Below are 20,579 nucleotides of genomic sequence, written 5' to 3'. Positions count from 1 at the left end.
TACGTAATCCAATTAAACACGTAGTAATAGTTGCAATAATCTATCCACATCGACAGGCTTAGCGATGTAATCGGTTGCTCCGGCCTGTAAACACTTCTCCCGATCACCCACCATTGCCTGCGCAGTAACCGCAATGATGGGCGTATGACGTCGCTTTTCAATATTTTTAATGCGGGGAATTGCTTCGTAGCCATCCATTTCGGGCATCATCATATCGATCAGAATGACATCTAAAGTTTCATCAGTCTTTAATAAATCGAGCGCTTCCTGCGCGCTATTGCAGGCTATGCAATCAAATGATTTTGCTTTTAGTGTAGCAGTCAATGCAAAAATATTTCTTGCATCATCATCAATGATTAATACACGTTTTTTAACCATTTTCTCTTGTTTGATCAGGGCTCCAGACCAGCTAAAGCGTAAGAATTACAGGTAGTATACTCAATTAAGACCGCTCATAAAGCCAGACGCGTAATAAAGACATCAATTGATCGATATCAACTGGTTTCGTAATATAATCTGATGCGCCAGCCTGAATGCATCGCTCCCGATCACCAGTCATTGCTTTGGCCGTTACCGCAATTATAGGCAGCGATTTCCATTGATAATGCTCACGTATTTTTTTAGCTGTTTCATAGCCATCCATTTGCGGCATCATCATATCCAGCAAGACTAAATTTATAGTTGGATTTTCCTGTAATTTCAGGAGTGCTTCTTTCCCATCAAGCGCTGTAATGACGTTCATCTTATAATTTTCCAGCGCCTTCGATAGTGAGAATATATTTCGGACATCATCATCAGCAATCAGTACCGTTTTATTCGTCAATATCTGACTTAAAGCACCCAGTTTCTTTTTATTCGTTTGCGTGCCTGATGATTTTTTATTTTCATCGACCAGATGCAGAAAAAGTGAAACTTCGTCTAGCATACGCTGGTATGAATGAGCCGTTTTTACGATAATAGAATCTGCATATTTTTTAATTTTTAATTCTTCAGCCATTGATAAACTTTTCCCGGTGAAGATGATAATTGGCAGATTTTCAAGACCTGGGTTCTTCTTGACTTCTTCGAGGGTATCGTATGACTTTTTATCCGGAATTCCCATATCCAGAATAACACATTCTATTTCTTCCCGCTTTAAGGCTTCTACTCCTTCGCTTATATTGCTTTTCAGCTCGGAATTAATGTTAAATGTTTCCAGAAAATACGCCAATGCTTTGGCATGCTTCGGATTATCTTCAATAATCAGCACTTTTTTAGCCGTGCGGTTCAAAACATACTCAATTTTTTTAAAGACCTCCTGCATTTGTTCGAAGGCCACTGGCTTATCAACAAAATCAATAGCACCTTTCAACAGGCTCTCTTTCTTCAGCTTGTGCGACGACATAATGTGCACCGGAATATGTCGGGTTTGCGGATCAGCTTTTAAAGCGTCCATAACCTGCCAGCCACTCATGATCGGCAACTGAATGTCGAGCAGAATACCCAGTGGTTTGTAGATACTGGCCAGCCTTAGCCCTTCGTCGCCCCGCACTGCCACGATGACTTTATACCCTTTCTTACGCGAGTAGTCCAGTAATGATTTGGCGAAGTTGGTGTCGTCCTCAATAATCAGGATTGTTTTATCAGTAGCGGTAATCGCATTTCGGTCGTCAGGAATCGACTCAGGAATGACCGTACTGATAAATTTATTAACCGCTTCAGGTTCTTCTGCCTCTATTGCCGGAATTGGAGCTGGTTCCGGGCTTCTGCTTACATAGGTGGGTTCGGTTGATACGGCGCCGTGTACGTTTGCTAGTGGCAATTGCACCGTAAAGGTACTTCCCTCATTCACCTTACTGGTCAGCGTAATTTCGCCCCCCAATAGTTTCGCCAGTTCACGACTGATAGACAGGCCGAGACCTGTTCCGCCATATTTCCGTTTAGTTGACCCGTCGGCCTGCTGGAACGCTTCAAAAATCAGTTGCTGCTTTTCGGGCGGTATGCCAATCCCGGTGTCTTTAACTTCCAGCAGCAATGACGCATCGGTCAGTGGAGATCTTTTTATAGTAAGCGTAACGGACCCTTTTGAGGTAAATTTAAGGGCATTGGAGATCAGGTTTTTAAGTATTTGCCCGACCCGCATCTTGTCGGTTTCAATAACCGTTGGTACGTTCGGGGCTATGTCGACTTTAAATTCCAGCTGTTTTTCGTCGGCCAGCGGCCCGAATAAAGACTGGAGTTCATCGGTTATTTCCTGAACAGATACGTCGAGGTATTCGAGCTTCATCTGGCCAGCCTCAATTTTCGACAGATCCAGAATCTCATCGATTAATCCGAGCAAACCATTTCCCGAAGACTGAATAACTTTTGCGTAGTCAACCTGATCCAATGTCAGGTTTTCTTCATTGTTTTCTGACAATAATCGGCTCAGTAATAAGATTGAATTGAGTGGTGTACGCAATTCATGCGACATATTGGCCAGAAACTCCGACTTATACCGCGTGCTTATTTCCAGTTCTTCGGCCTTTCTCTGAATTTCTTCGTTTTTCTCCTCGAGCAACACACTTCTTTCTTCCAGTTCGGCATTGGTCTGTTGCAGTTCTTCCTGCTGCACCCGCAATTCTTCCTCAGAAGCCTGAAGTTTTTGTGCCTGAGCTTCCAGTTCGGCGTTGACGTTTTCAAGCTCATTGTGTTGAGCCTGAAGCTCTTCCGACTGAGCCTGCGTCTCTTCCAGAAAATTCTGAAGTTTAACGTAATCCAGCGCCGAATTTACGCCAATTGCCAACGCATCCAGATTTGACTCTAAAAAGCTTATTTCCAATGGGTCAGGCTTTCGTAAGAGTCCTATTTCAATCGCGCCGATGCATACATCGGCATATATTAAGGGAGCGATGATTACGGAAGCGGGCGACGTACTTCCTAACGAAGAATTTACGGTCAAATACGATTCGGGCAGATCATGAACAATCAGTGTCTTTTTACTTTTTATGGCCTGCCCGATCAGTCCTTCGCCCGATATAACAGTAGGCGGGGCATTATTGGCGGCATAACTACCTATCAATTTAAAGTTCGACGCATTGTCAATAATGTAAACCGTTCCTAGTGGTGCATTCAAATACTCGTTGATGGCCGTTATCAAATTGCCTGCCAGTTTTTGCAGATCCCGCTCACCACGTATCGCTTCGCTTACGGTCAGCGTTCCTGTTTGCAGCCAATTTTTAGCGTTCAAATCGCGGAATGTACTTTCGAGCGCGGCTGCCATTGTGTTGAGCGCATTACCGATCCTTCCCAGCTCATCATCCCGGATATCCTGGCTTCTCACCGAATAATTACCTTCCGCAATGTCGGTTGTGATGTCTTCCATCACATTGATACGCTCCGTTGTTTCTCTGTATTTTTCCTCGGCTTCTAACTGGTTCGCGATTCTGTCATCAAGGTCCTTTTTAATCCGTATGTAGGTGCTGATGGTGATCATTATAGAGATCGCAGCCGCTACCAACAACAGAAAAGGCGTGTAGGTAATGTAAACCTGCTGTTGCTGGATACGCGTTTCAAGTATTTTCGTTTCGTCGGTTTTCACCCGATTAACCAGTGCCCTGAGATCGTCCATAATCTTTTTACCCCGCACCATTTCGTCATTACGCGCTGAGGTATCTCTCATAAAGGCACTATAACGTCTCGCCAAGTCAATAACCCGCTGCATCTGAGTAAACTTTGCCTCATACAGGGACTTTATTCCTGAAAGCGTTTTTTGTTGAGTCGCATTATCGGTGGTCAGTTCATTCACTGTATTATAACTGGAACGCACTTTGTCGTAGGCTCCGTTATACGGCTGTAAAAATGTGGGATCACGTGTAATCAGATAGCCTCGTTGACCAGTTTCCGCATCTTTCGCGTATGAAATTATATTCTCGGCTTCAATCAAAACCTGATTGGTATGATTGACCAGCTGGGAGTTTGTAATTAGCTTTTGAATGCTATAATAGGCAGCAAAAAGGCTGACAACTAACAACACGATGGAGACCGAAAAAACAATCTGCAGTTGCCTTATGACAGAATTTGACGTCGAGAACCTGGGCATAATTACGGGTTAATAAACGCTTATTAGTTAACAATGGGCTCATTCACTTGATGAACAGGTAGAATAAGGATGAAACATGTTCCTTCGCCCACACGGCTTTTGGCCGAAATGAGCCCATTATGCTTATCGATATTCTTTTTAGCAATGGCCAGCCCAATACCAGTACCTTCGTAGCTGGTCCGGTTATTGAGCCGTTGAAAAATGATGAAGATCCGGTCCAGAAACTTTTCGTCGAATCCAATTCCATTGTCACATATTAGAAAGCGGCAAAAATTACCGCCGGGCGCCGGCTCACTATCGATTTGCTTGCTCTCGATGATTTCTGCACTAATTGTAATAATCGGGGCAACATCCTGTCGGGAAAACTTAAGCGCATTACTGATCAGGTTTTGAAAGACCTGCCTGATCCGGCCCGGAATGGTATCGATTATTGGTAATGTATCTATAGTGATAATTGCTTTCTGTTTGCTAATAGTATCCTCAAAATCGACCAGAACTTCATCAATCAACTTATTTAGATCGGTGGGCTTGAACACCGCAGGCATGGCCAATTGGGAATACGACAACAGGTCATCGATCAGACCCGATAAACGAGCCGACGATCTGATCGATCGGTCGAGATACGAAATGGCTTCCGGGTTTTCCTTCAGGTATTTCTCTTTGATGAGGTCATGAAGAAGCTGAATTTTACGAAGCGGTTCTTTTAAATCGTGCGATACGACCCAGGTAAATTGCTGAAGCTCATGGTTTGTGGTTTCTAGCTCGGAATTTTTCAGCAATAGCTCTCTTGTCCGGGTTGCAACCTGTTCTTCAAGCAGCTCTGCAGCTAGTTTTTGCGGATGTATATCCGTGAATGTTCCGACCCATCGCACGATTACATCCTGTTGCTTTATGGGTATGATTCGTAAAAGATGGTATCTATACGCTCCGGAAGCGATCTCCTTCAGACGCACTTCGCGCGTAAACTCAATTCCTTTTTCTAGATAGATCGGCCATTCGTTACTAATGTCTTCATCGTCGTGATGCGTTTGTGGAAAGTCAGTCTGGTTGGTCGAGTAGCTAAACCAATGCTCGTTCACATATTCGATTCGCCCATTAGTAGCGACCGTAAACGCCATCTGTGGCAGTGAAGCCAATACGAGCCGAAGCTCCTGTATTCGATCCGCCAGTTCTTCCTGGGCCTGCTTTCTTACATCAACTTCGTTTCGCAGTGAGTCCTGAACTGCTCTTAGCTCCTGTTGCTGTTCGTAGAGCCGATGCAGTGTTTTAACTTTTAAGACCAGAATATCAGGATCAACTGGTTTCGTTAAATAATCGACCCCGCCTGAGGTGTATCCTTTTGTAATAAATTTCTTTTCGGTATTGACCGCCGACAAAAAAATGATTGATGTGTCTTTTGACCGGCTGAACCCCGTTATGGCATTGGCTACTTCAAAGCCATCCATTCCGGGCATCTGTACGTCCAGGATAATAACGGAATAATTTGTTTTAAGAATCTTTTTTAGCGCTTCTTCGCCTGATTCTGCGGTATCGACTGAAAACTTATGAAGCTCTAAAATCTTTTTTAGCGGAAGAATATTCTCTGGCCTATCATCAACAATAAGAACCATACTCAGAATAACTGTTTATAACGTTGGCATCGAATCGCATAGCGATTGTTCTGGATGAGAACGCATTTATGAGGGCTTGCTATGAACTACTAAACTCTAAATGCAATACATTCAGAAATTGTTATGTGAAGATATAGCAGCCAGGTAGGTGCATCCAAATATATGGAGTTTACGACGTGCAAAAAGGGTTTTTAGTTTTTATACGGCCTTACCTAAAGTTCTTACTTATGCCATAAGCTGGGCAGGAGCCTGTAATACAACAAATGGCGCCAGGTTCCCCAGTCATGTGCTCCATCGCCCCCTACATAATAATCGTGTTTGATCTGGTGATTTTGCAGGGCTTCGTGCAGCGCAACCGCTCGCTTTCCTATGGTCGTTACTTCGCCAGTTCCCTGACCTACCAGGAGGTAGTCAACTTTTTGATTTGCTGCTGGATCGTTCAGAAAACCTGCACTGACAGTCTCTGTTTCCAGATCGCCTGCACTCAGAATACCGAACGAACTAAACAAATCCAGATTTTTAAGCCCCACTAGCTGCGTGTGCCGACCACCCATCGACAAACCAGCCAATGCCCGGCCTTTTCGATCAGCGCGTGTACTATATGTTTTATCGATGAAGGGCACAATCTGCTTTTTAAGCTCTTCCTCGATCAGCGGAAATGTTTGTTCAGTATGCTTCGGATCGCTTCGGTGCACTACCTGATTATTGGGCATCGCAATCAGCATCGGCACCATTTTACCCTCAGCAATCAGATTATCAGCAATAAAATTGGCCCGCCCGTCAATACTCCACGTCGATGCCAGTTCACCACTTCCGCCCATGAGATAAAGTACCGGGTATTTCTTTTTCGGGGTATAACCAGGTGGAGTGTACACGTAGATTTCGCGTTCGCCCTTAAGTACGTCAGAATGATAGATATGACGGCTAACCACTCCATGTGGCACAGGGCGTGCATCGTAATAAGCCGGGCCATCGCCATGAACGACCAGATTGCTGTAGCCGGGCTGGTCGGCAAAGCCCGTTAGGGTATTATTCGGATCAGGTACAGTTAGCCCGTCAATAATGAATTTATACACGTAAATATCGGGCTTAACCGGCCCAACGGTCAACGACCAGATTCCATCGGCTGCTTTCTGAAATGGGATAGGATCTTTAGCCCCCAGTGCCAGCAAAAGCGGCCCGCCGGTTAGCGAAACCTGCTTTGCATCAGGCACTTTTAACCGGAATGTCACTGTATGATCATCGCGCACGTCAGGCGAAATCAGATTAGCGCCAAACGGGACCAGATTCTGGGTATTCTTCTGAGGATTCCAGTCCAGATTAACATGCGCCTGTTGTGCTCTTACCCAATGACTTCCTGCTACCACAATTACAATAGCAAAATAGCAAGTCCGGCTTATTCTCATAGTTAGGTTATGTCTTTTAGTCCTTTTGTTCAGGAGTGTAGAGGTGTGCTACGGTTAACATGAGCAGAACCAGTAACTGTGGCACACCTCTTCAACCCTGAGCGAAAGAACTGGTTTTTGATCCCTTGATAATCTACAAAGTTTCGGCCTCACAACATCTCCTCTCCATCGGTTCAATTCACTGACTCACGCAATTAAACAGCGATGTATCACCTCTCTTTCCGGCGAGTTATACTGCTTTAGTAGACCATGTGTTTAATTCAGCTTTGACTATTCAATCTTTATCCTTGATAGACAAGGCATTTACTGCCAACTTGTCAGGAGGCTGGAATTTCTTTCGTGTTTTGCGACCAACCTATGAGAGTAAGTAACAAAATAGACAGGATTCTCTTGCTCAAACGCTAACCTTTTCAGTAAATCACTATTTTTTCTTCTGATAGTTCAACCTGATTCCGTTTTTTACGTTTTTTACATAAAGACTATCGCCAATTATGATCCAGACGAAACTTATTCCCCGCACTACCGAAGCTTTTGAGCCACCGATGCTTATAAAAAACCTATTGGCAGAGTCGCTTAAGTATGAACCGCATCGTGAAATCGTTTACCGGGATTTATTCCGAATGAACTATGTCGAGTTTAACCGGCGTGTTCGGCGGCTGGCTAATGTACTGACGGGTCTTGGCGTTAAACCGGGCGATACAGTTGCGGTGTTCGACTGGGATAGTCACCGGTATCTGGAGTGCTTTTTTGGCGTGACAAGTATAGGCGCTATTCTACATACGGTCAACGTGCGGCTCTCACCTGCTCAAATTCTGTATACGATGAACCACGCGCAGGATAAGGTCGTGCTGATGCATGAAGATTTCCTGCCCATTCTAAATGCGGTAAAAGATCAGCTAACAACCGTCGAGACGTTTGTTTTAATAAGCGATAAAGTTTACACGGACCTTAATGCGATTGGGCAGGTTCCAACTGGGTTTTCAGGTGAATACGAAGCATTACTCCGAGACGTATCTGATCATTATGATTTCCCGGATTTTGACGAAAACACCTGGGCAACAACATTTTATACGACCGGTACAACCGGTAATCCGAAAGGAGTTTACTTCTCCCATCGGCAGTTGTTCTTGCACACAATGGGCCTGCTTACGTATCTGATTGGCTATGAAGCACTGCCATTTAAATCGCGCACGGATGTATATATGCCCATTACGCCCATGTTTCATGTGCATGCCTGGGGATTTCCGTTTCTGGCCACACTTATGGCAGCGAAACAGGTATATCCGGGTAAGTATGAACCCGCTATGCTCTGCAAATTGATTGTTACAGAAGGCGTTACACTTTCCCACTGTGTTCCAACCATTCTAAATATGATTGTCAACAGTCCGCTTGCACAACAGTATCATGATAACTTTAGCCGCTGGAGCGTACTGATCGGTGGTTCGGCATTAACAAAAGGGCTGGCCAGAGCCGCTTTGAATTTAGGCATTAATGTGACGGCAGGCTATGGCATGTCCGAAACTGCTCCTATCCTATCCGTAGTTTACTTAAACGATAGCGAACGGACCTTGCCAGTAGAGGAGCAAGTCGAGTTTCGCACACGTGCGGGTCGAATTGCACCATTCGTAGAAGCACGGTTAGTAGACGAAGACGGTCAGTTTTTGCCCCATGATGGCGAAACGCTAGGCGAAATTGTTGTACGAACACCCTGGGCAACGCAAGGTTACTACAACGATCCCGAACGGGGTGCTGAGTTATGGCGTGGTGGCTGGCTTCATACCGGCGACGTAGCCAGCATAACACCCGATCACTGGATTATGGTAGCCGACCGAACCAAAGATGTGATCAAAACGGGCGGTGAATGGGTATCATCGCTCGATATGGAAGATGCTTTATCGCAGGTAGAGGGCGTAGCTGAATCGGCCGTAATTGGCTTGCCCGACGACCGCTGGGGCGAACGACCTCATGCGCTCATCGTGCAGAAACCCGGCTATAATCTGACTACAGAAGGGATCAAAGCAGGCTTGCAGTCCAGAATAGATCGTGGTGAATTGCATAAATGGTATATGCCCGACCGAATACTATTCGTGCCCGAAATTCCTAAAACGAGTGTAGGCAAGATTGATAAGAAGCGTATCCGATCAGAAATGAAAGAGCAGATACTTTCCTAACGAGCCGTTTGTGTTTTGGAAGTACCTTGCGGCTCATTTGCATCCGCAAGTTCACCAATTGTCTACAGCCGCCAGTGCGGCTCAATCTGCAACATGACCCGAATCGGCCTGCTTTCTGATACGCATAGTTTCCTTGATCCGCAAATTTTCACCCATTTCGACAAGTGTGATGAAATCTGGCATGCAGGCGACGTTGGTGCGCCGTCGGTTACCGATCAGTTACGATCATTCAGGCCGTTACGCGTTGTGTGTGGCAATATCGATCAGGAATCGAGTGATTTGCCCTTAAATCTTCGTTTTAATCTGGAAGAATTAGCTGTCTGGATGACGCATATTGGGGGCACTCCGCCCAGATATAACCCCATTGTTCGGCCCAATTTGCAGCTTGACCCGCCAGATATCTTTATATGTGGCCACTCTCACATTCTCAAAGTTGTTCGCGATCCAGTTATGAACAGGATTCTGTTTATCAATCCCGGTGCGGCTGGTAAAACAGGATTCCATCAGATGCGAACAGCAATCCGATTTACGCTCGACGCTGGCCGGATTTTGGATATGCAGGTGATCGAACTTGGTAAAAAATAGATGAGTTCTGAATACACAAAAAAGGCATTTACCAACTGGTAAATGCCTTTTTTGTGTATTCAGAACTCGTTTGCTTACAACGGAAGCGATTCGGGCTCCGTTTCGGCAGGCTTAGCTTCTTTACCGATTTCTTCTTTCAGTGCTTCGGCTATGCCTTTATTTTTATAAGCCTGGTAAACCGTTTCACGCTCAAATGGACGCTTGCCAATCAAACGCACCAGATCGTTCTGGTACAGAATTTCTTTCTCAAGCAATTCCTTAGCAATGATTTCCAGAGCCTCACGATGTTCAGCTAAAAGGTCTTTCGTACGGGTATAGGCGATATCGACAATCTTCCGGACTTCTTCATCAATATGCTTGGCGGTTTCTTCCGAGTAAGGCTTATTGAAGGAGTAATCCGACTGTTTCGAATCGTAGAACGATACATTACCGATTTTGTCGTTCATACCATACATCGTCACCATGCTGTAAGCAAGCTTCGTTATACGCTCCAGATCGCTCAGAGCACCCGTCGAAACTTTACCAAAGATGAGGTCCTCGGCAGCCCGGCCACCCAACGCCATGCACATTTCGTCCATAAGCTGTTCGGTACGGTAGAGATACTGTTCGCGCGGCAGGTATTGCGCGTAACCGAGTGCCGCGACACCACGGGGCACAATCGTTACTTTTACGAGCGGATCGGCGTGTTCGAGGAACCAGCCAGCTACAGCGTGACCGGCTTCGTGATAAGCGACAATTTCTTTCTCTTCGGGAGAAATGATCTTGTTTTTCTTCTCCAGACCACCAATGACACGATCCATCGCATCCTGGAAGTCTTTCATATCAACGGCCTCTTTATCACTACGAGCTGCAATCAGAGCGGCTTCGTTACAAACGTTGGCAATTTCAGCCCCGGCGAAGCCTGGTGTTTGCGCAGCGAGTTCCTTGGGATCAACATCAGCGGCCAGTTTAATTGGCTTTAAATGCACCCGGAAGATAGCCTCACGACCTACGATATCGGGTTTATCGATACTGATCTGACGGTCGAAACGACCCGGACGCTGCAAGGCAGAGTCAAGTACGTCAGGACGGTTGGTAGCGGCAAGGATAATGATACCGGAATCGGTAGCAAATCCATCCATTTCAACCAGCAGCGAGTTCAGTGTATTTTCCCGTTCGTCGTTGGCACCTGGCATCGAGCCACGGCCCCGCGAACGACCAACTGCGTCGATCTCATCAATGAAAATGATACAGGGAGCTTTCTCTTTCGCCTGCTTGAACAAATCACGCACACGAGCAGCACCAACGCCCACGAACATTTCAACAAAGTCAGAACCCGACAGCGAGAAGAACGGCACACCCGCTTCACCGGCAACGGCCTTAGCAAGCAGGGTTTTACCGGTACCTGGAGGGCCAATCAATAGAGCCCCTTTAGGAATTTTGGCACCGAGCTTGGTAAACTTGGTCGGATTTTTAAGGTAATCAACAATTTCCTTGATCTCCTCCTTGGCTTCATCCAGACCCGCTACATCATTGAAGGTAATCTTCACCTTATTATCGGCGTCGAACAGAGCGGCTTTAGATTTACCAATGTTGAAAATCTGACCACCTGGCCCTCCAGCGCCCGACATCCGGCCCAGAAGAAAATACATAGCCAGAATCATGACGATCAAAAAGCCCCAGGTACTGATGATACTGCCAAAGTCGCTTCGGCTTTCAAATCGAAAATCGATTTTCTCATTATCAGGAACGCCCTGCTGCAACACATCCAGATCTTTCTTGAACGATTCACCAGAGGCAACCTGAAACTGAAAATGAGGGCCATGACTCGACCCAAAATAAGGCTTATCGGCAAAAAGAGTGCGGTATTTCGGACTTTGAGCTGCCTGCTGGGTTAATGTTACCTCAGCAATTTTATCGTTAACTACCACGACATCGGCAACTTCACGTTCTTTCACCATCCGCTCAAAACGCTTTTGCGAAATCTCGTGCGTCGAAGAGCTTTTGTTGAAGAACGTAATACCCAGAATAGCAGCAATCAGCAGCGCAACAATCCACCCCTGAAAATTAGGTTTTCTCGGACCACCCCGGGGTACTAACGGATTTCTATTATTGTTTTCTGACATTTCCTCAGGTTGTACATAACGGATTTTAACAGTAACACCGTTTCGAAGACTAATGTTTCTATAACGGAATGGTTCGGACAGGCGGTAAACCTGTCCGATAGACGGTTGAAAATGTCCTTGTTCCTAGCTCACCGTTGCCAGCATACTTTCGTCGATATGCTGAATTTCGGCGTCGCCCCAGAGTTGTTCAAGGTCATAAAACGACCGGCGGTCTTTTTTAAATACGTGGGCAACCACATCCACGTAGTCAAGTAAAATCCATTCCCGGTTCAATTTACCTTCCTTATGCCAGGGGTCCTGGCGGCTGGCTTTATAAACTTCTTCCTCGATTGAGGTCGAGATGGCATCAATTTGCGTGTCGGAATTACCCGAACAAAGAACAAAATAATCGCAAATGGCATTTTTTACATTACGCAGGTCCATTACGACGATATCCTGCCCTTTTTTTTCCAGCATACCCCGTACTACAAAATCACGGATTTGCTCGGCTGAAAACTCATTGCTTTTGTTAATTCTCATGCTTTCGGTTTAACATTGCACGATAAGCCAACCAGCGGGTACTTTACATAATGGATATATAAACATCCAGAGCACCATTCATTGACTTCCTACTACTAAACTATACAATATTTTGTACAAAATCTATCCCAAAACGCTTTTTGTCGGGCAAATAGTTAAATATCTGCCAAGCTGTCAGTCTACTAACGACGAAGCGTCTGCTTTGATTGCCCAGCAAGACCCGGCTGAAGGCCTTATTGTCGTAACAGACAATCAAATGGCTGGTCGCGGTCAGCGAGGCAACGTTTGGGAAGCAAAACCCGCTCAAAACCTGACATTTTCGCTGATTCTCAAACCATCTTTCCTAATTCCAGCCGAACAATTCTGGCTCAACATGGCCATATCACTCGGTATATATGACACGTTACAACCACTTATAGGCGTACCGTTGCGCATTAAATGGCCGAATGATATATACGTAGAAGACAGGAAATTAGGTGGGATATTGATCGAAAACAGTTTACAAGGGCAGAGTATTGCCTGGTCAGTCATTGGTGTCGGTCTGAACATCAACCAAACTGAATTTAGTTACTCAACGGCCACATCCTTACAGCAACAGGCACCGCTTCCCGACAATTACGACCTACCAGGTGTTCTCAATTCCCTATGCGAGAAAATAGAACAACGTTACCTTCAACTGCGTTCAGGCCATCGTGATAATCTAAAGATCAATTATTTACAAACACTTTATCGCTATCAGGAAGAACACAGTTTCGTGAATGATGGACGATTATTTCGCGGTACAATTGTGGGCGTAGATGCCGTAGGGCGATTGGCGATCGCCGAAGGGGAACAGGTGAGGTATTTTGGGTTCAAAGAAGTGGCCTTTATCAATGAGTGAAAGAGCTAATGAGTGAATAGTGCAGACAACTTTCTCTCTTTCACTCATTAGCTCTTTCACTCATTTATTTAATTGCTTCCTCTACCGGATTGCCAATACAGCCGCTAGGTTCCAGGATACTGAGCAGAGCCGTAACGGTGGGCGCAATGTCGTGGATGTGGGTTCGGCGGAATGTCTGCCCCGGCTTAACGCCCCAACCGTAGATCAGGAACGGAACGTGCGTATCGTACGTGTAGGTTGTGCCGTGAGTTGTGCCTTTGGTACGGCCTTCAAGCCAGCCCGGTGGTTGCATAACGTAGAAATCACCACTGCGGTTAGGATGAAAAACGTTGCGGAATAGATTCTCCTGAAGCAGTGGTAGAGCTTCTGCCCCAAGATTATGTAGATTGATAACGTTGACAATACCCCGCTGCTTGAGTAATGTGCTCTTCAGGTATTCATAAACGTCCTGAATAGCGATCTTTTTCTCCGTTAGCAAGGCATGGTTCAGGTAAACCTGCTGATTGAAATAGGAGAGCATCCACTGTCCTGGTCCATAGGCTTTTTCGAGTGCCGCTTTGACAACATCGCCCACTTCGCCGTAACTTTTCACGCCCGACGGAATCCGGTATTGTTGTAAAAAGCCTGGCGCATCGACCACACCGTGATCGGCAGATAGAAACGCCAGCCACTGACCTTTGCCAACAGTTGCGTCGAGCTGAGCAAAAATATCGGCCAGTTGACGATCGAGCCGGATGTAGTTATCTTCCGTTTCGATCGCATGCGTACCGAACGCGTGACCGATATAATCGGGCGATGAAAAGCTTAAGCAAAGCATGTCCGTTACATCATGCTGTCCTAGTTGTTCACCTTTTATGGCTGCCAGCGCAAATTCTTTGGTAATCTGATCGCCGTAGGGGCTGGTTCTTAACGGTTCATATTTGCTGCCACCCGCCTGAATAGCAAACGTGTGAGGAAAAATGGATTTCGTTTCGCCCGCCAGTACGGTCTCGTAGGGCTCATCGTCAGGCGTACTTTCGGTGTATTGATTCATTGCCAGCGTTGGTTCCCATTTCTGGCTGATGAATTGCTCGGGCAATTTGCGGGCATTGAAATCCTGTACCCATTTCGGTAATTCATTCTGGTAAAAAGTACTGCTGATAAAATTACCGTCTTTTGAATCGAACCAGTAAGCACCATTTGCAGCATGACCAGCGGGCAAAATGGCGCCCCGGTCTTTTAACGCAATGCCAACCACTTTAGCTCGTCCATCGGTAGCCAGCTTAAGCTGATCGCCGATGGTTGTTACGAGCAGATTACGGGGCGACATTTTGCCGGCAGTTCCGGTGTTTCCGACCGTATTGACCGTAGTATCTTCGGCGCAGTACATCAGGCGACCAATATTCCGTTCATAAAAATCATTACCAACGATACCATTCAGCGCAGGAGCAGATCCGGTATAAATGGCCGCGTGCCCAGGTCCCGTATAGGTAGCCGCATAATGATAATGGTTATTCCGGGCATTGAAGCCCCCATCCATCATTCGCCGGAATCCACCAGTCGTATATTTATTATAGTATCGATATAGATAATCGTAGCGCATCTGGTCAACCACAATACCGACAACAAGTTTGGGGCGAGGCAATGCCTGGTGAGAAGCCGAAGCTACAGGCGTGGCCGCTTTTTTAGTTTGAGCAAAGGTCGTTGCCGCCAGTAATGACAGCAGCAAGACAGACGAATATAGGCGCATGAAGCCGTGCTTATTTGATTGGGTGCATTTTTGGCAAAGGTACAAACAAATCAATGGGCTGACCAACGGGCCAAATGAAGCGTTTACGAAAGCCCGATAAATCCTAAACTCCTTTCCACGAGTATATCTTGCTAGATAAATTTCCCAACATTAACGCATCCATCCAGTTGACCATATAAGCGGATTAACCGGCCGCCCCATGCAGTCATGATTCAGATCAACGGTCCAGCTTCGTTCTGGCTGACAGCTTTATTTTTCTTCATCGCTATTTTCGGGCGTTATGTCCTGTTTTCGTTCCTGTTCTGGTGGCTCTTCAAGGTATCCATGAAGGATCAGTTTGCACACCGGGCCGTTCAAACCCGGCCTCGTAAACCGGGTCAGGACCGTCGCGAAATTGGTTGGTCGGTGCTGACATCCCTAATTTTTACGGCCATTGCATTAGGGGTAATTCTGGCTTATCAGGAAGGATACACGCTGATTTACACGGATCTTGCTGCACACGCAACGCTTTGGTATCCAATCAGCATTTTGCTGGTTTTATTTATTCATGAGACTTACTATTACTGGCTTCATCGCTGGATGCACCGACCAGGGGTTTACCGTTGGGTTCATAAAACCCACCATGATAGCATAACAACCTCGCCCTGGACAGCATTCTCGTTTCACCCCATTGAAAGCACGCTACAGGCCATTGTCATACCGATCCTGACGTTTGTGTTGCCTCTGCACATTTCGGCGGTGGGTATACTCTTACTGATTATGACCTTTTCGAGTGCGATCAATCACCTGAACACAGAAATTTACCCGCGCGATTTCGACCGGCACTGGCTAGGTCGCTGGCTGATTGGTGCAACACATCATGGGCTTCATCATTCACAATTCAGGTTCAATTTTGGGCTTTATTTCACCTTCTGGGATAAATGGATGAAAACCGAAAGCCCCGATTTTCATATGTTATTTGAAGAAAAAACCAGGAAAGCAGATCGAATGAAGAGTTTAAAATAAAATGACTATACAGTGAAAGATTTTACTGTATAGTCATTCGATATGCTTCACTCTTATTTACTCCGCTCAATGGTATACTGCACCAACTGGTGCAATGACTGCCGATAGGTTGATTCGGGAAACGAATTTAGTAACGATTGGGCTTCAACAACGTAGCTGTTCATAGCCTGGGTAGCGTATTCGATTCCGCCCGAATTTTTAACGAACGTAATTACCTCATCAACCTTTTTAGGGTTCTCGCTATCGTTCTTGATAATGTTAATAACCCGGCGTTTCTCCAGAAAACCAGCTTTGTTGAGGGCGTAGATAAGCGGCAACGTCATCTTTTTCTCTTTGATGTCAATGCCTAATGGTTTACCAACCTCAGCCGTACCGTAATCGAAGAGGTCGTCTTTAATCTGGAAGGCAATACCGACTTTCTCGCCAAAGGTACGGGCTTTGTCAACGATTGATGGATCAACTCCCGCCGAACGCGCTCCAACCGCACAACAAGCCGCAATAAGCGAGGCCGTTTTCTGGCGGATGATTTCGTAATAAATAGCCTCGGTGATGTCCAGCCGACGCGCCTTATAGAGCTGAAGTAATTCACCCTCGCTAATTTCACGAACAGCTTTTGAAACGATCTGGAGGAGCTCAAAATCACCATTATCTACCGAAAGCAATAAACCACGGGATAAAAGGTAGTCGCCAACTAATACGGCAACTTTGTTTTTCCAGAGCGCATTCACCGAAAAAAAGCCACGCCGATAGTTAGAATCATCGACAACATCGTCGTGAACGAGCGTGGCGGTGTGGAGCAATTCAATAAGCGACGCTCCTCGATAGGTTGCTTCGGTAATTTGACCGCAGACGCCTGCCATCAAAAACACAAACATGGGGCGGAGTTGTTTGCCTTTCCGCTTCACGATGTAATTCATGATTTGGTCGAGCAGCATGACGTCGCTTTTCATTTGTCCCCGAAATTTCTGCTCGAATAACTCCATTTCGGCAGCAATGGGGGCTTGTATATCAGCGACAGAAAGAGGCATATTGGAGTCGGTAGTCAATAGTAGGCAATCAATGATCGTTCGTATTAAGACAACAACAGATACGCGTAATATGTGCTCCTACCTATTGACAAACGGTTATCGACGATAAACTATCGACTAAATTTTCGGCAAGTATAGCAAGGAAAGCGCAGACGCCGAAAAAGCCAGCCATAAAACCAATATTCCCGAATGCCGTTTTATAATCTGTTTCCTTTTGTTTATACCACAAAAACTGGCAACTTACTGCTAATCTACCTCAACTTCATGCGTCTTTTATGATCAACAATCCGGTCCCCCCCGTACCCCATCCAACAGCAGTTTCTTCCGAAGTAAAGCCCATTAAAGCTCTTGTTCTAGGCGGAGGTTCATTAAAAGGTGCATTTCAGGCCGGGGCCGTCATGGCTCTTTTTGAGTCGGGCTTCGTGCCCGATCAGCTTTATGGCATTTCAGTAGGAAGTCTTAATGCAACGTTCATAGCCAACGAAACCGCCCGTCAATATGCCGAAAGTGGCCACATCGACTGGGAAAAAGTGGGTAAATACCTGATCGAGTTCTGGATTCGAAACATTACTAAACCCGACGACGTAGCCGTTATTCGATCGCGGTTCCGGTTAGGCTACAACACGCTCATCCGTCGGTTTGATGGCCTTCTGGACAACTCGCCTATCAAAGCTCTGATTCGCAGTCACGTTGACCTGGATGCCATCCGAAAAGGCCCATTGAAGATTAAAGTTGGGGCTGTAGATATTATTGAAGGCGATATGCGCTATGCTGACGCCCAGGACCCCGACTTCCTCGAATATGTGTATGCCAGCAGTTCACTGCCCTTTCTGATGCCCGCCGTACAGATTGGTGGGGATCACCGACGCGCTTTTCTGGACGGTGGCCTGCGTGAAGTGGCCCCCCTGCGCGTCGCGATTGAAGACGGTGCAACTGACATCGCCTGTGTTGCCTGCCATGCCCGCAAGATCTATAACGAGAAGTTCAATTACCGAAACTTATTGAACCTGATGGACCGTGTTAAGGACATTACGGTCAATCAGTTGGTAAACAATGACATTGCCTGGGCCGAACGTTTTGCCGATCGGGAAAAACTCGACGGCCGAAAACTTCAGCTAACAATCATCAGACCGACGGAGCCGCTTTATCTGAACATGATGAAATTCACCTCCGACGATATTGGCCGGATGATCGTTTCCGGATACCAGGCCGGGACGGATGTATTGAAGATAAAAAATAGTTAACCGAAACCAGCTCAGGCTATCGTTTAGAATAAAGTAGATACCTCAATTGGTCGATCAGTGGTTACAATATCACCGCCTTGCCGGAATAGTTCGCGATACCCAGACGTGGCCTGGGAAAGTGGCTTTTCGTCTAACTGATTCGGTCCATAAGTACCGATAGAGCATGGAATTCCGAGCTTGTGCAGGCGCTCATAGAATGCGGCTGGCTGGGGTTTCTGGGGCGTCAGTGCAATTAATCGGTCTGATGCTAATGGATTCATTTCTAAGCGCTCCAGATCAGCCATGCTATTAACGCCAACTGCCAGCCACAGAGCCGGATACTTATCGCGAACACGCTGTGCATCGGCGAGCGAATAGCAAATGACAAAAACACAATATTCGGACTGATGCTTACGCACTTCGTTCAGAACGCGCACCGGATCGGTTCCGGGCTTTATATCAAGAGCCAATACATACCGATTCTGATTCCAGGCCAGTACATCGCCAAATGTTGGAATAGGCTGATCGGTTAGCTCACCGGCCAGAGTCTTGAGCCTGATCTTTTTTAAATCAGGCAACGACCATTGAGCCACATCTCCTGTTACATTCGACTCACGATCCAAGGTCGCATCATGCAGCAGCACAAAGTTGCTATCGCGCGTCATTCGCACATCCATCTCGATAATTGCATCAGGAAGCGCCTTTGCCGTTTTAGTAAATGTTGGAATTGAATTTTCAGTATCAGACGAAGCAGGTCCACCTCTATGCGCTAAAATAAGTGGTCGTTTTCGTCCAGACTGGTATTTAAGAAACGAGTCTATTGTCTTGCTATCGTGAAACCGATTAATCGATTGGCCGCAGACTTCAACCGATATAAATACGGCGACTAAAAAGAAACTGATGATTTTCATAATCCGTTATGCAGTACTAAATTTTTATGTCACTACAATCCGACGGCTTCTGTTTCACTTCGCCTGATAGGGCCCATGAATTGCCTTGACCTGTAGCTGTTCATTTTCATCATTCAAAACCAACACACGATAAACTTTACCGCCTGGCTCAACCCGTACCACAACATGACCGGAGGTACTTTTTAGCCGGGATGCCAGGTCACCAATCGCTGATCTGGTTTCGTCAAGTAGATTGGTCACGAACACATCACGATTGCCGGTATAGATTTGTTCAGAATAAATTCGTTCAAGCACAGTACGATCGGGATGTGATGAAGCCCAGGCTGGGATCACAAAAATACGAGGGCGTAAACCGGCCAGCAAGGCTCCATTTTGCGAATCTTTATACCCGTGATGATCAACCGATTGAATATCCACTGGCCCAACCACTTGTGCCAGTGGTGTCTCTACATCATGCCAGCCGGGTTCTCCAAATTGCAAAACGCCCGGAATATCTCCTCCAGAAAAATAATCGAAATCACCATAGTGAATCTGCAGGGCAATGCTGCACATATTCTCATTTGGGTAGTGATTCGTTGACAGCGTTGCCAGTTCAGGAAACAGCTTGCGGCAAGGTTGATTCTCGCCCGCCCAGATCTCGCCATTGACAGCCAGATTTCTTATCTGAAACGTCTTCTGATATAAATTCTGCTGTTTTACTAATGTAATCTGATCCGTCCGGCCAGCCTTAAATCGCTCTACTGTGAGGGCTTTGCTTTGAGTTTTGGCAACCAGAAACTGACGATAGTTAATAACCATAGAGTCATTATCGAACGGCTGAGGATAGGTGTAATCGGGCCAGCCGCGATCCAGAATCTTACGAATGGGTATATAGTCTGCTACTTCTGTTATTCCAGTCAACACATAGCCTTCCTTTGCTTTCTTCGTTAGGTGAAGCGGAGATCCCATGTGGTCATCGTGGAAGTGAGAGATAACAGCGTAATCGAGTACGGGATCACGCTGAAAGCTCAGAACTTTCCGGATATAGCGGGCAATCCACTCGCCAGCCTGCCGTTCGTCGGTAGGTTTAATTGGTAAGTTACGGGGCTTGTTGGTTCGCCAGTCAATGGGATTGATCGAACCCGCATCAATCAATATGGTAGTTCCATCCGGTAGTATTGCGAAGGTAGCGTTTCCTCTGCCCGTATTTATGTGATGAATGTCAAGCTGACCTTGCTGCCAAACCGGCAGCGTTTGCCCTATTTGCTGCGCTATAGCGTCATAAACAGGCCACAACATCAGTATTAGGATATAGTGAGGAAAGGTGAGCATACGAACGATAACTAAGTACTAACGGCCTGCTGTTTC

The 20,579-nt window shown here is 46.2% G+C and carries 15 protein-coding genes; 5 read left to right on the top strand and 10 right to left on the bottom strand.

All coding sequences use genetic code 11. From position 1 onward, the window contains the following. Positions 1-12 precede the first annotated feature (12 nt). The 4 genes from GJR95_RS20640 to GJR95_RS20625 form a co-directional block, all read right to left on the bottom strand. Positions 13-378, bottom strand: coding sequence for a response regulator (locus tag GJR95_RS20640; protein ID WP_162387659.1), 366 nt, complete (start codon positions 376-378; stop codon positions 13-15). A 64-nt stretch (positions 379-442) separates the two neighbouring features. After that, positions 443-4,060 carry a response regulator gene (locus GJR95_RS20635; protein WP_162387658.1) on the bottom strand — a complete coding sequence of 1,206 codons (3,618 nt, stop codon included), beginning with the start codon at positions 4,058-4,060 and terminating at the stop codon, positions 443-445. A gap of 23 nt (positions 4,061-4,083) precedes the next feature. Further along, complete coding sequence (locus GJR95_RS20630) at positions 4,084-5,670, bottom strand: hybrid sensor histidine kinase/response regulator (RefSeq protein WP_162387657.1); 1,587 nt, start codon at positions 5,668-5,670, stop codon at positions 4,084-4,086. 221 nt (positions 5,671-5,891) lie between these two features. Next, the gene (locus GJR95_RS20625; RefSeq protein ID WP_162387656.1) at positions 5,892-7,076 is read right to left on the bottom strand and encodes an alpha/beta hydrolase; all 1,185 of its coding nucleotides are present in this window, start codon (positions 7,074-7,076) and stop codon (positions 5,892-5,894) included. Between the two features lie 491 nt (positions 7,077-7,567). Between GJR95_RS20625 and GJR95_RS20620 the strand changes: the two genes are divergently transcribed. Continuing rightward, positions 7,568-9,247, top strand: a complete 1,680-nt coding sequence (locus GJR95_RS20620; RefSeq protein ID WP_162387655.1) for a fatty acid--CoA ligase — start codon at positions 7,568-7,570, stop codon at positions 9,245-9,247. Positions 9,248-9,340: 93 nt separating this feature from the next. After that, complete coding sequence (locus GJR95_RS20615) at positions 9,341-9,832, top strand: metallophosphoesterase family protein (RefSeq protein WP_162387654.1); 492 nt, start codon at positions 9,341-9,343, stop codon at positions 9,830-9,832. A 74-nt stretch (positions 9,833-9,906) separates the two neighbouring features. Here the strand turns inward: GJR95_RS20615 and ftsH are convergent, their stop codons facing one another. Further along, entirely contained in the window at positions 9,907-11,937 is a 2,031-nt protein-coding gene (gene ftsH / locus GJR95_RS20610) for an ATP-dependent zinc metalloprotease FtsH (RefSeq protein ID WP_162387653.1), read from the bottom strand. 123 nt (positions 11,938-12,060) lie between these two features. Then, positions 12,061-12,456 (bottom strand): ribosome silencing factor, encoded by a 396-nt coding sequence (gene rsfS, locus GJR95_RS20605; RefSeq protein ID WP_162387652.1) that lies wholly within the window; start codon positions 12,454-12,456, stop codon positions 12,061-12,063. Positions 12,457-12,568: 112 nt separating this feature from the next. Between rsfS and GJR95_RS20600 the strand changes: the two genes are divergently transcribed. Further along, positions 12,569-13,336, top strand: a complete 768-nt coding sequence (locus GJR95_RS20600; RefSeq protein WP_162387651.1) for a biotin--[acetyl-CoA-carboxylase] ligase — start codon at positions 12,569-12,571, stop codon at positions 13,334-13,336. Positions 13,337-13,400: 64 nt separating this feature from the next. On the opposite strand, the gene pafA is transcribed toward GJR95_RS20600, so the two are convergent. Next, entirely contained in the window at positions 13,401-15,065 is a 1,665-nt protein-coding gene (gene pafA / locus GJR95_RS20595; protein ID WP_162387650.1) for an alkaline phosphatase PafA, read from the bottom strand. Positions 15,066-15,272: 207 nt separating this feature from the next. Between pafA and GJR95_RS20590 the strand changes: the two genes are divergently transcribed. Then, complete coding sequence (locus GJR95_RS20590) at positions 15,273-16,070, top strand: sterol desaturase family protein (protein ID WP_162387649.1); 798 nt, start codon at positions 15,273-15,275, stop codon at positions 16,068-16,070. Positions 16,071-16,123: 53 nt separating this feature from the next. Here GJR95_RS20590 and GJR95_RS20585 read toward each other — a convergent pair whose 3' ends face one another. Then, on the bottom strand, positions 16,124-17,098 hold the full coding sequence (locus tag GJR95_RS20585; RefSeq protein ID WP_162387648.1) for a polyprenyl synthetase family protein: 975 nt from the start codon (positions 17,096-17,098) through the stop codon (positions 16,124-16,126). Positions 17,099-17,373: 275 nt separating this feature from the next. On the opposite strand from GJR95_RS20585, the gene GJR95_RS20580 reads away from it, so the two are divergent. Continuing rightward, positions 17,374-18,342 carry a patatin-like phospholipase family protein gene (locus GJR95_RS20580; RefSeq protein ID WP_162387647.1) on the top strand — a complete coding sequence of 323 codons (969 nt, stop codon included), beginning with the start codon at positions 17,374-17,376 and terminating at the stop codon, positions 18,340-18,342. Positions 18,343-18,365: 23 nt separating this feature from the next. Here GJR95_RS20580 and GJR95_RS20575 read toward each other — a convergent pair whose 3' ends face one another. After that, positions 18,366-19,232, bottom strand: a complete 867-nt coding sequence (locus GJR95_RS20575; protein ID WP_162387646.1) for a glycerophosphodiester phosphodiesterase family protein — start codon at positions 19,230-19,232, stop codon at positions 18,366-18,368. Between the two features lie 54 nt (positions 19,233-19,286). Continuing rightward, entirely contained in the window at positions 19,287-20,510 is a 1,224-nt protein-coding gene (locus tag GJR95_RS20570) for a ComEC/Rec2 family competence protein (protein WP_162387645.1), read from the bottom strand. Between the last annotated feature and the right edge of the window lie 69 nt (positions 20,511-20,579).

Origin of the sequence: Spirosoma endbachense, from assembly GCF_010233585.1 — a bacterium.
Classification (GTDB): domain Bacteria; phylum Bacteroidota; class Bacteroidia; order Cytophagales; family Spirosomataceae; genus Spirosoma; species Spirosoma endbachense.
The sequence above is the reverse complement of the archived record's forward strand: the minus strand, read 5'-3'. Positions and strand labels throughout refer to the sequence as shown.

Excerpts from the sequence above, each read along its gene's own strand:
- GJR95_RS20640 (WP_162387659.1), bottom strand. The coding sequence starts at position 378 with ATGGTTAAAAAACGTGTATTAATCATTGATGATGATGCAAGAAATATT.
- GJR95_RS20635 (WP_162387658.1), bottom strand. The coding sequence starts at position 4,060 with ATGCCCAGGTTCTCGACGTCAAATTCTGTCATAAGGCAACTGCAGATT.
- GJR95_RS20630 (WP_162387657.1), bottom strand. The coding sequence starts at position 5,670 with ATGGTTCTTATTGTTGATGATAGGCCAGAGAATATTCTTCCGCTAAAA.
- GJR95_RS20625 (WP_162387656.1), bottom strand. The coding sequence starts at position 7,076 with ATGAGAATAAGCCGGACTTGCTATTTTGCTATTGTAATTGTGGTAGCA.
- GJR95_RS20620 (WP_162387655.1), top strand. The coding sequence starts at position 7,568 with ATGATCCAGACGAAACTTATTCCCCGCACTACCGAAGCTTTTGAGCCA.
- GJR95_RS20615 (WP_162387654.1), top strand. The coding sequence starts at position 9,341 with ATGACCCGAATCGGCCTGCTTTCTGATACGCATAGTTTCCTTGATCCG.
- ftsH (WP_162387653.1), bottom strand. The coding sequence starts at position 11,937 with ATGTCAGAAAACAATAATAGAAATCCGTTAGTACCCCGGGGTGGTCCG.
- rsfS (WP_162387652.1), bottom strand. The coding sequence starts at position 12,456 with ATGAGAATTAACAAAAGCAATGAGTTTTCAGCCGAGCAAATCCGTGAT.
- pafA (WP_162387650.1), bottom strand. The coding sequence starts at position 15,065 with ATGCGCCTATATTCGTCTGTCTTGCTGCTGTCATTACTGGCGGCAACG.
- GJR95_RS20590 (WP_162387649.1), top strand. The coding sequence starts at position 15,273 with ATGATTCAGATCAACGGTCCAGCTTCGTTCTGGCTGACAGCTTTATTT.
- GJR95_RS20585 (WP_162387648.1), bottom strand. The coding sequence starts at position 17,098 with ATGCCTCTTTCTGTCGCTGATATACAAGCCCCCATTGCTGCCGAAATG.
- GJR95_RS20580 (WP_162387647.1), top strand. The coding sequence starts at position 17,374 with ATGATCAACAATCCGGTCCCCCCCGTACCCCATCCAACAGCAGTTTCT.
- GJR95_RS20575 (WP_162387646.1), bottom strand. The coding sequence starts at position 19,232 with ATGAAAATCATCAGTTTCTTTTTAGTCGCCGTATTTATATCGGTTGAA.
- GJR95_RS20570 (WP_162387645.1), bottom strand. The coding sequence starts at position 20,510 with ATGTTGTGGCCTGTTTATGACGCTATAGCGCAGCAAATAGGGCAAACG.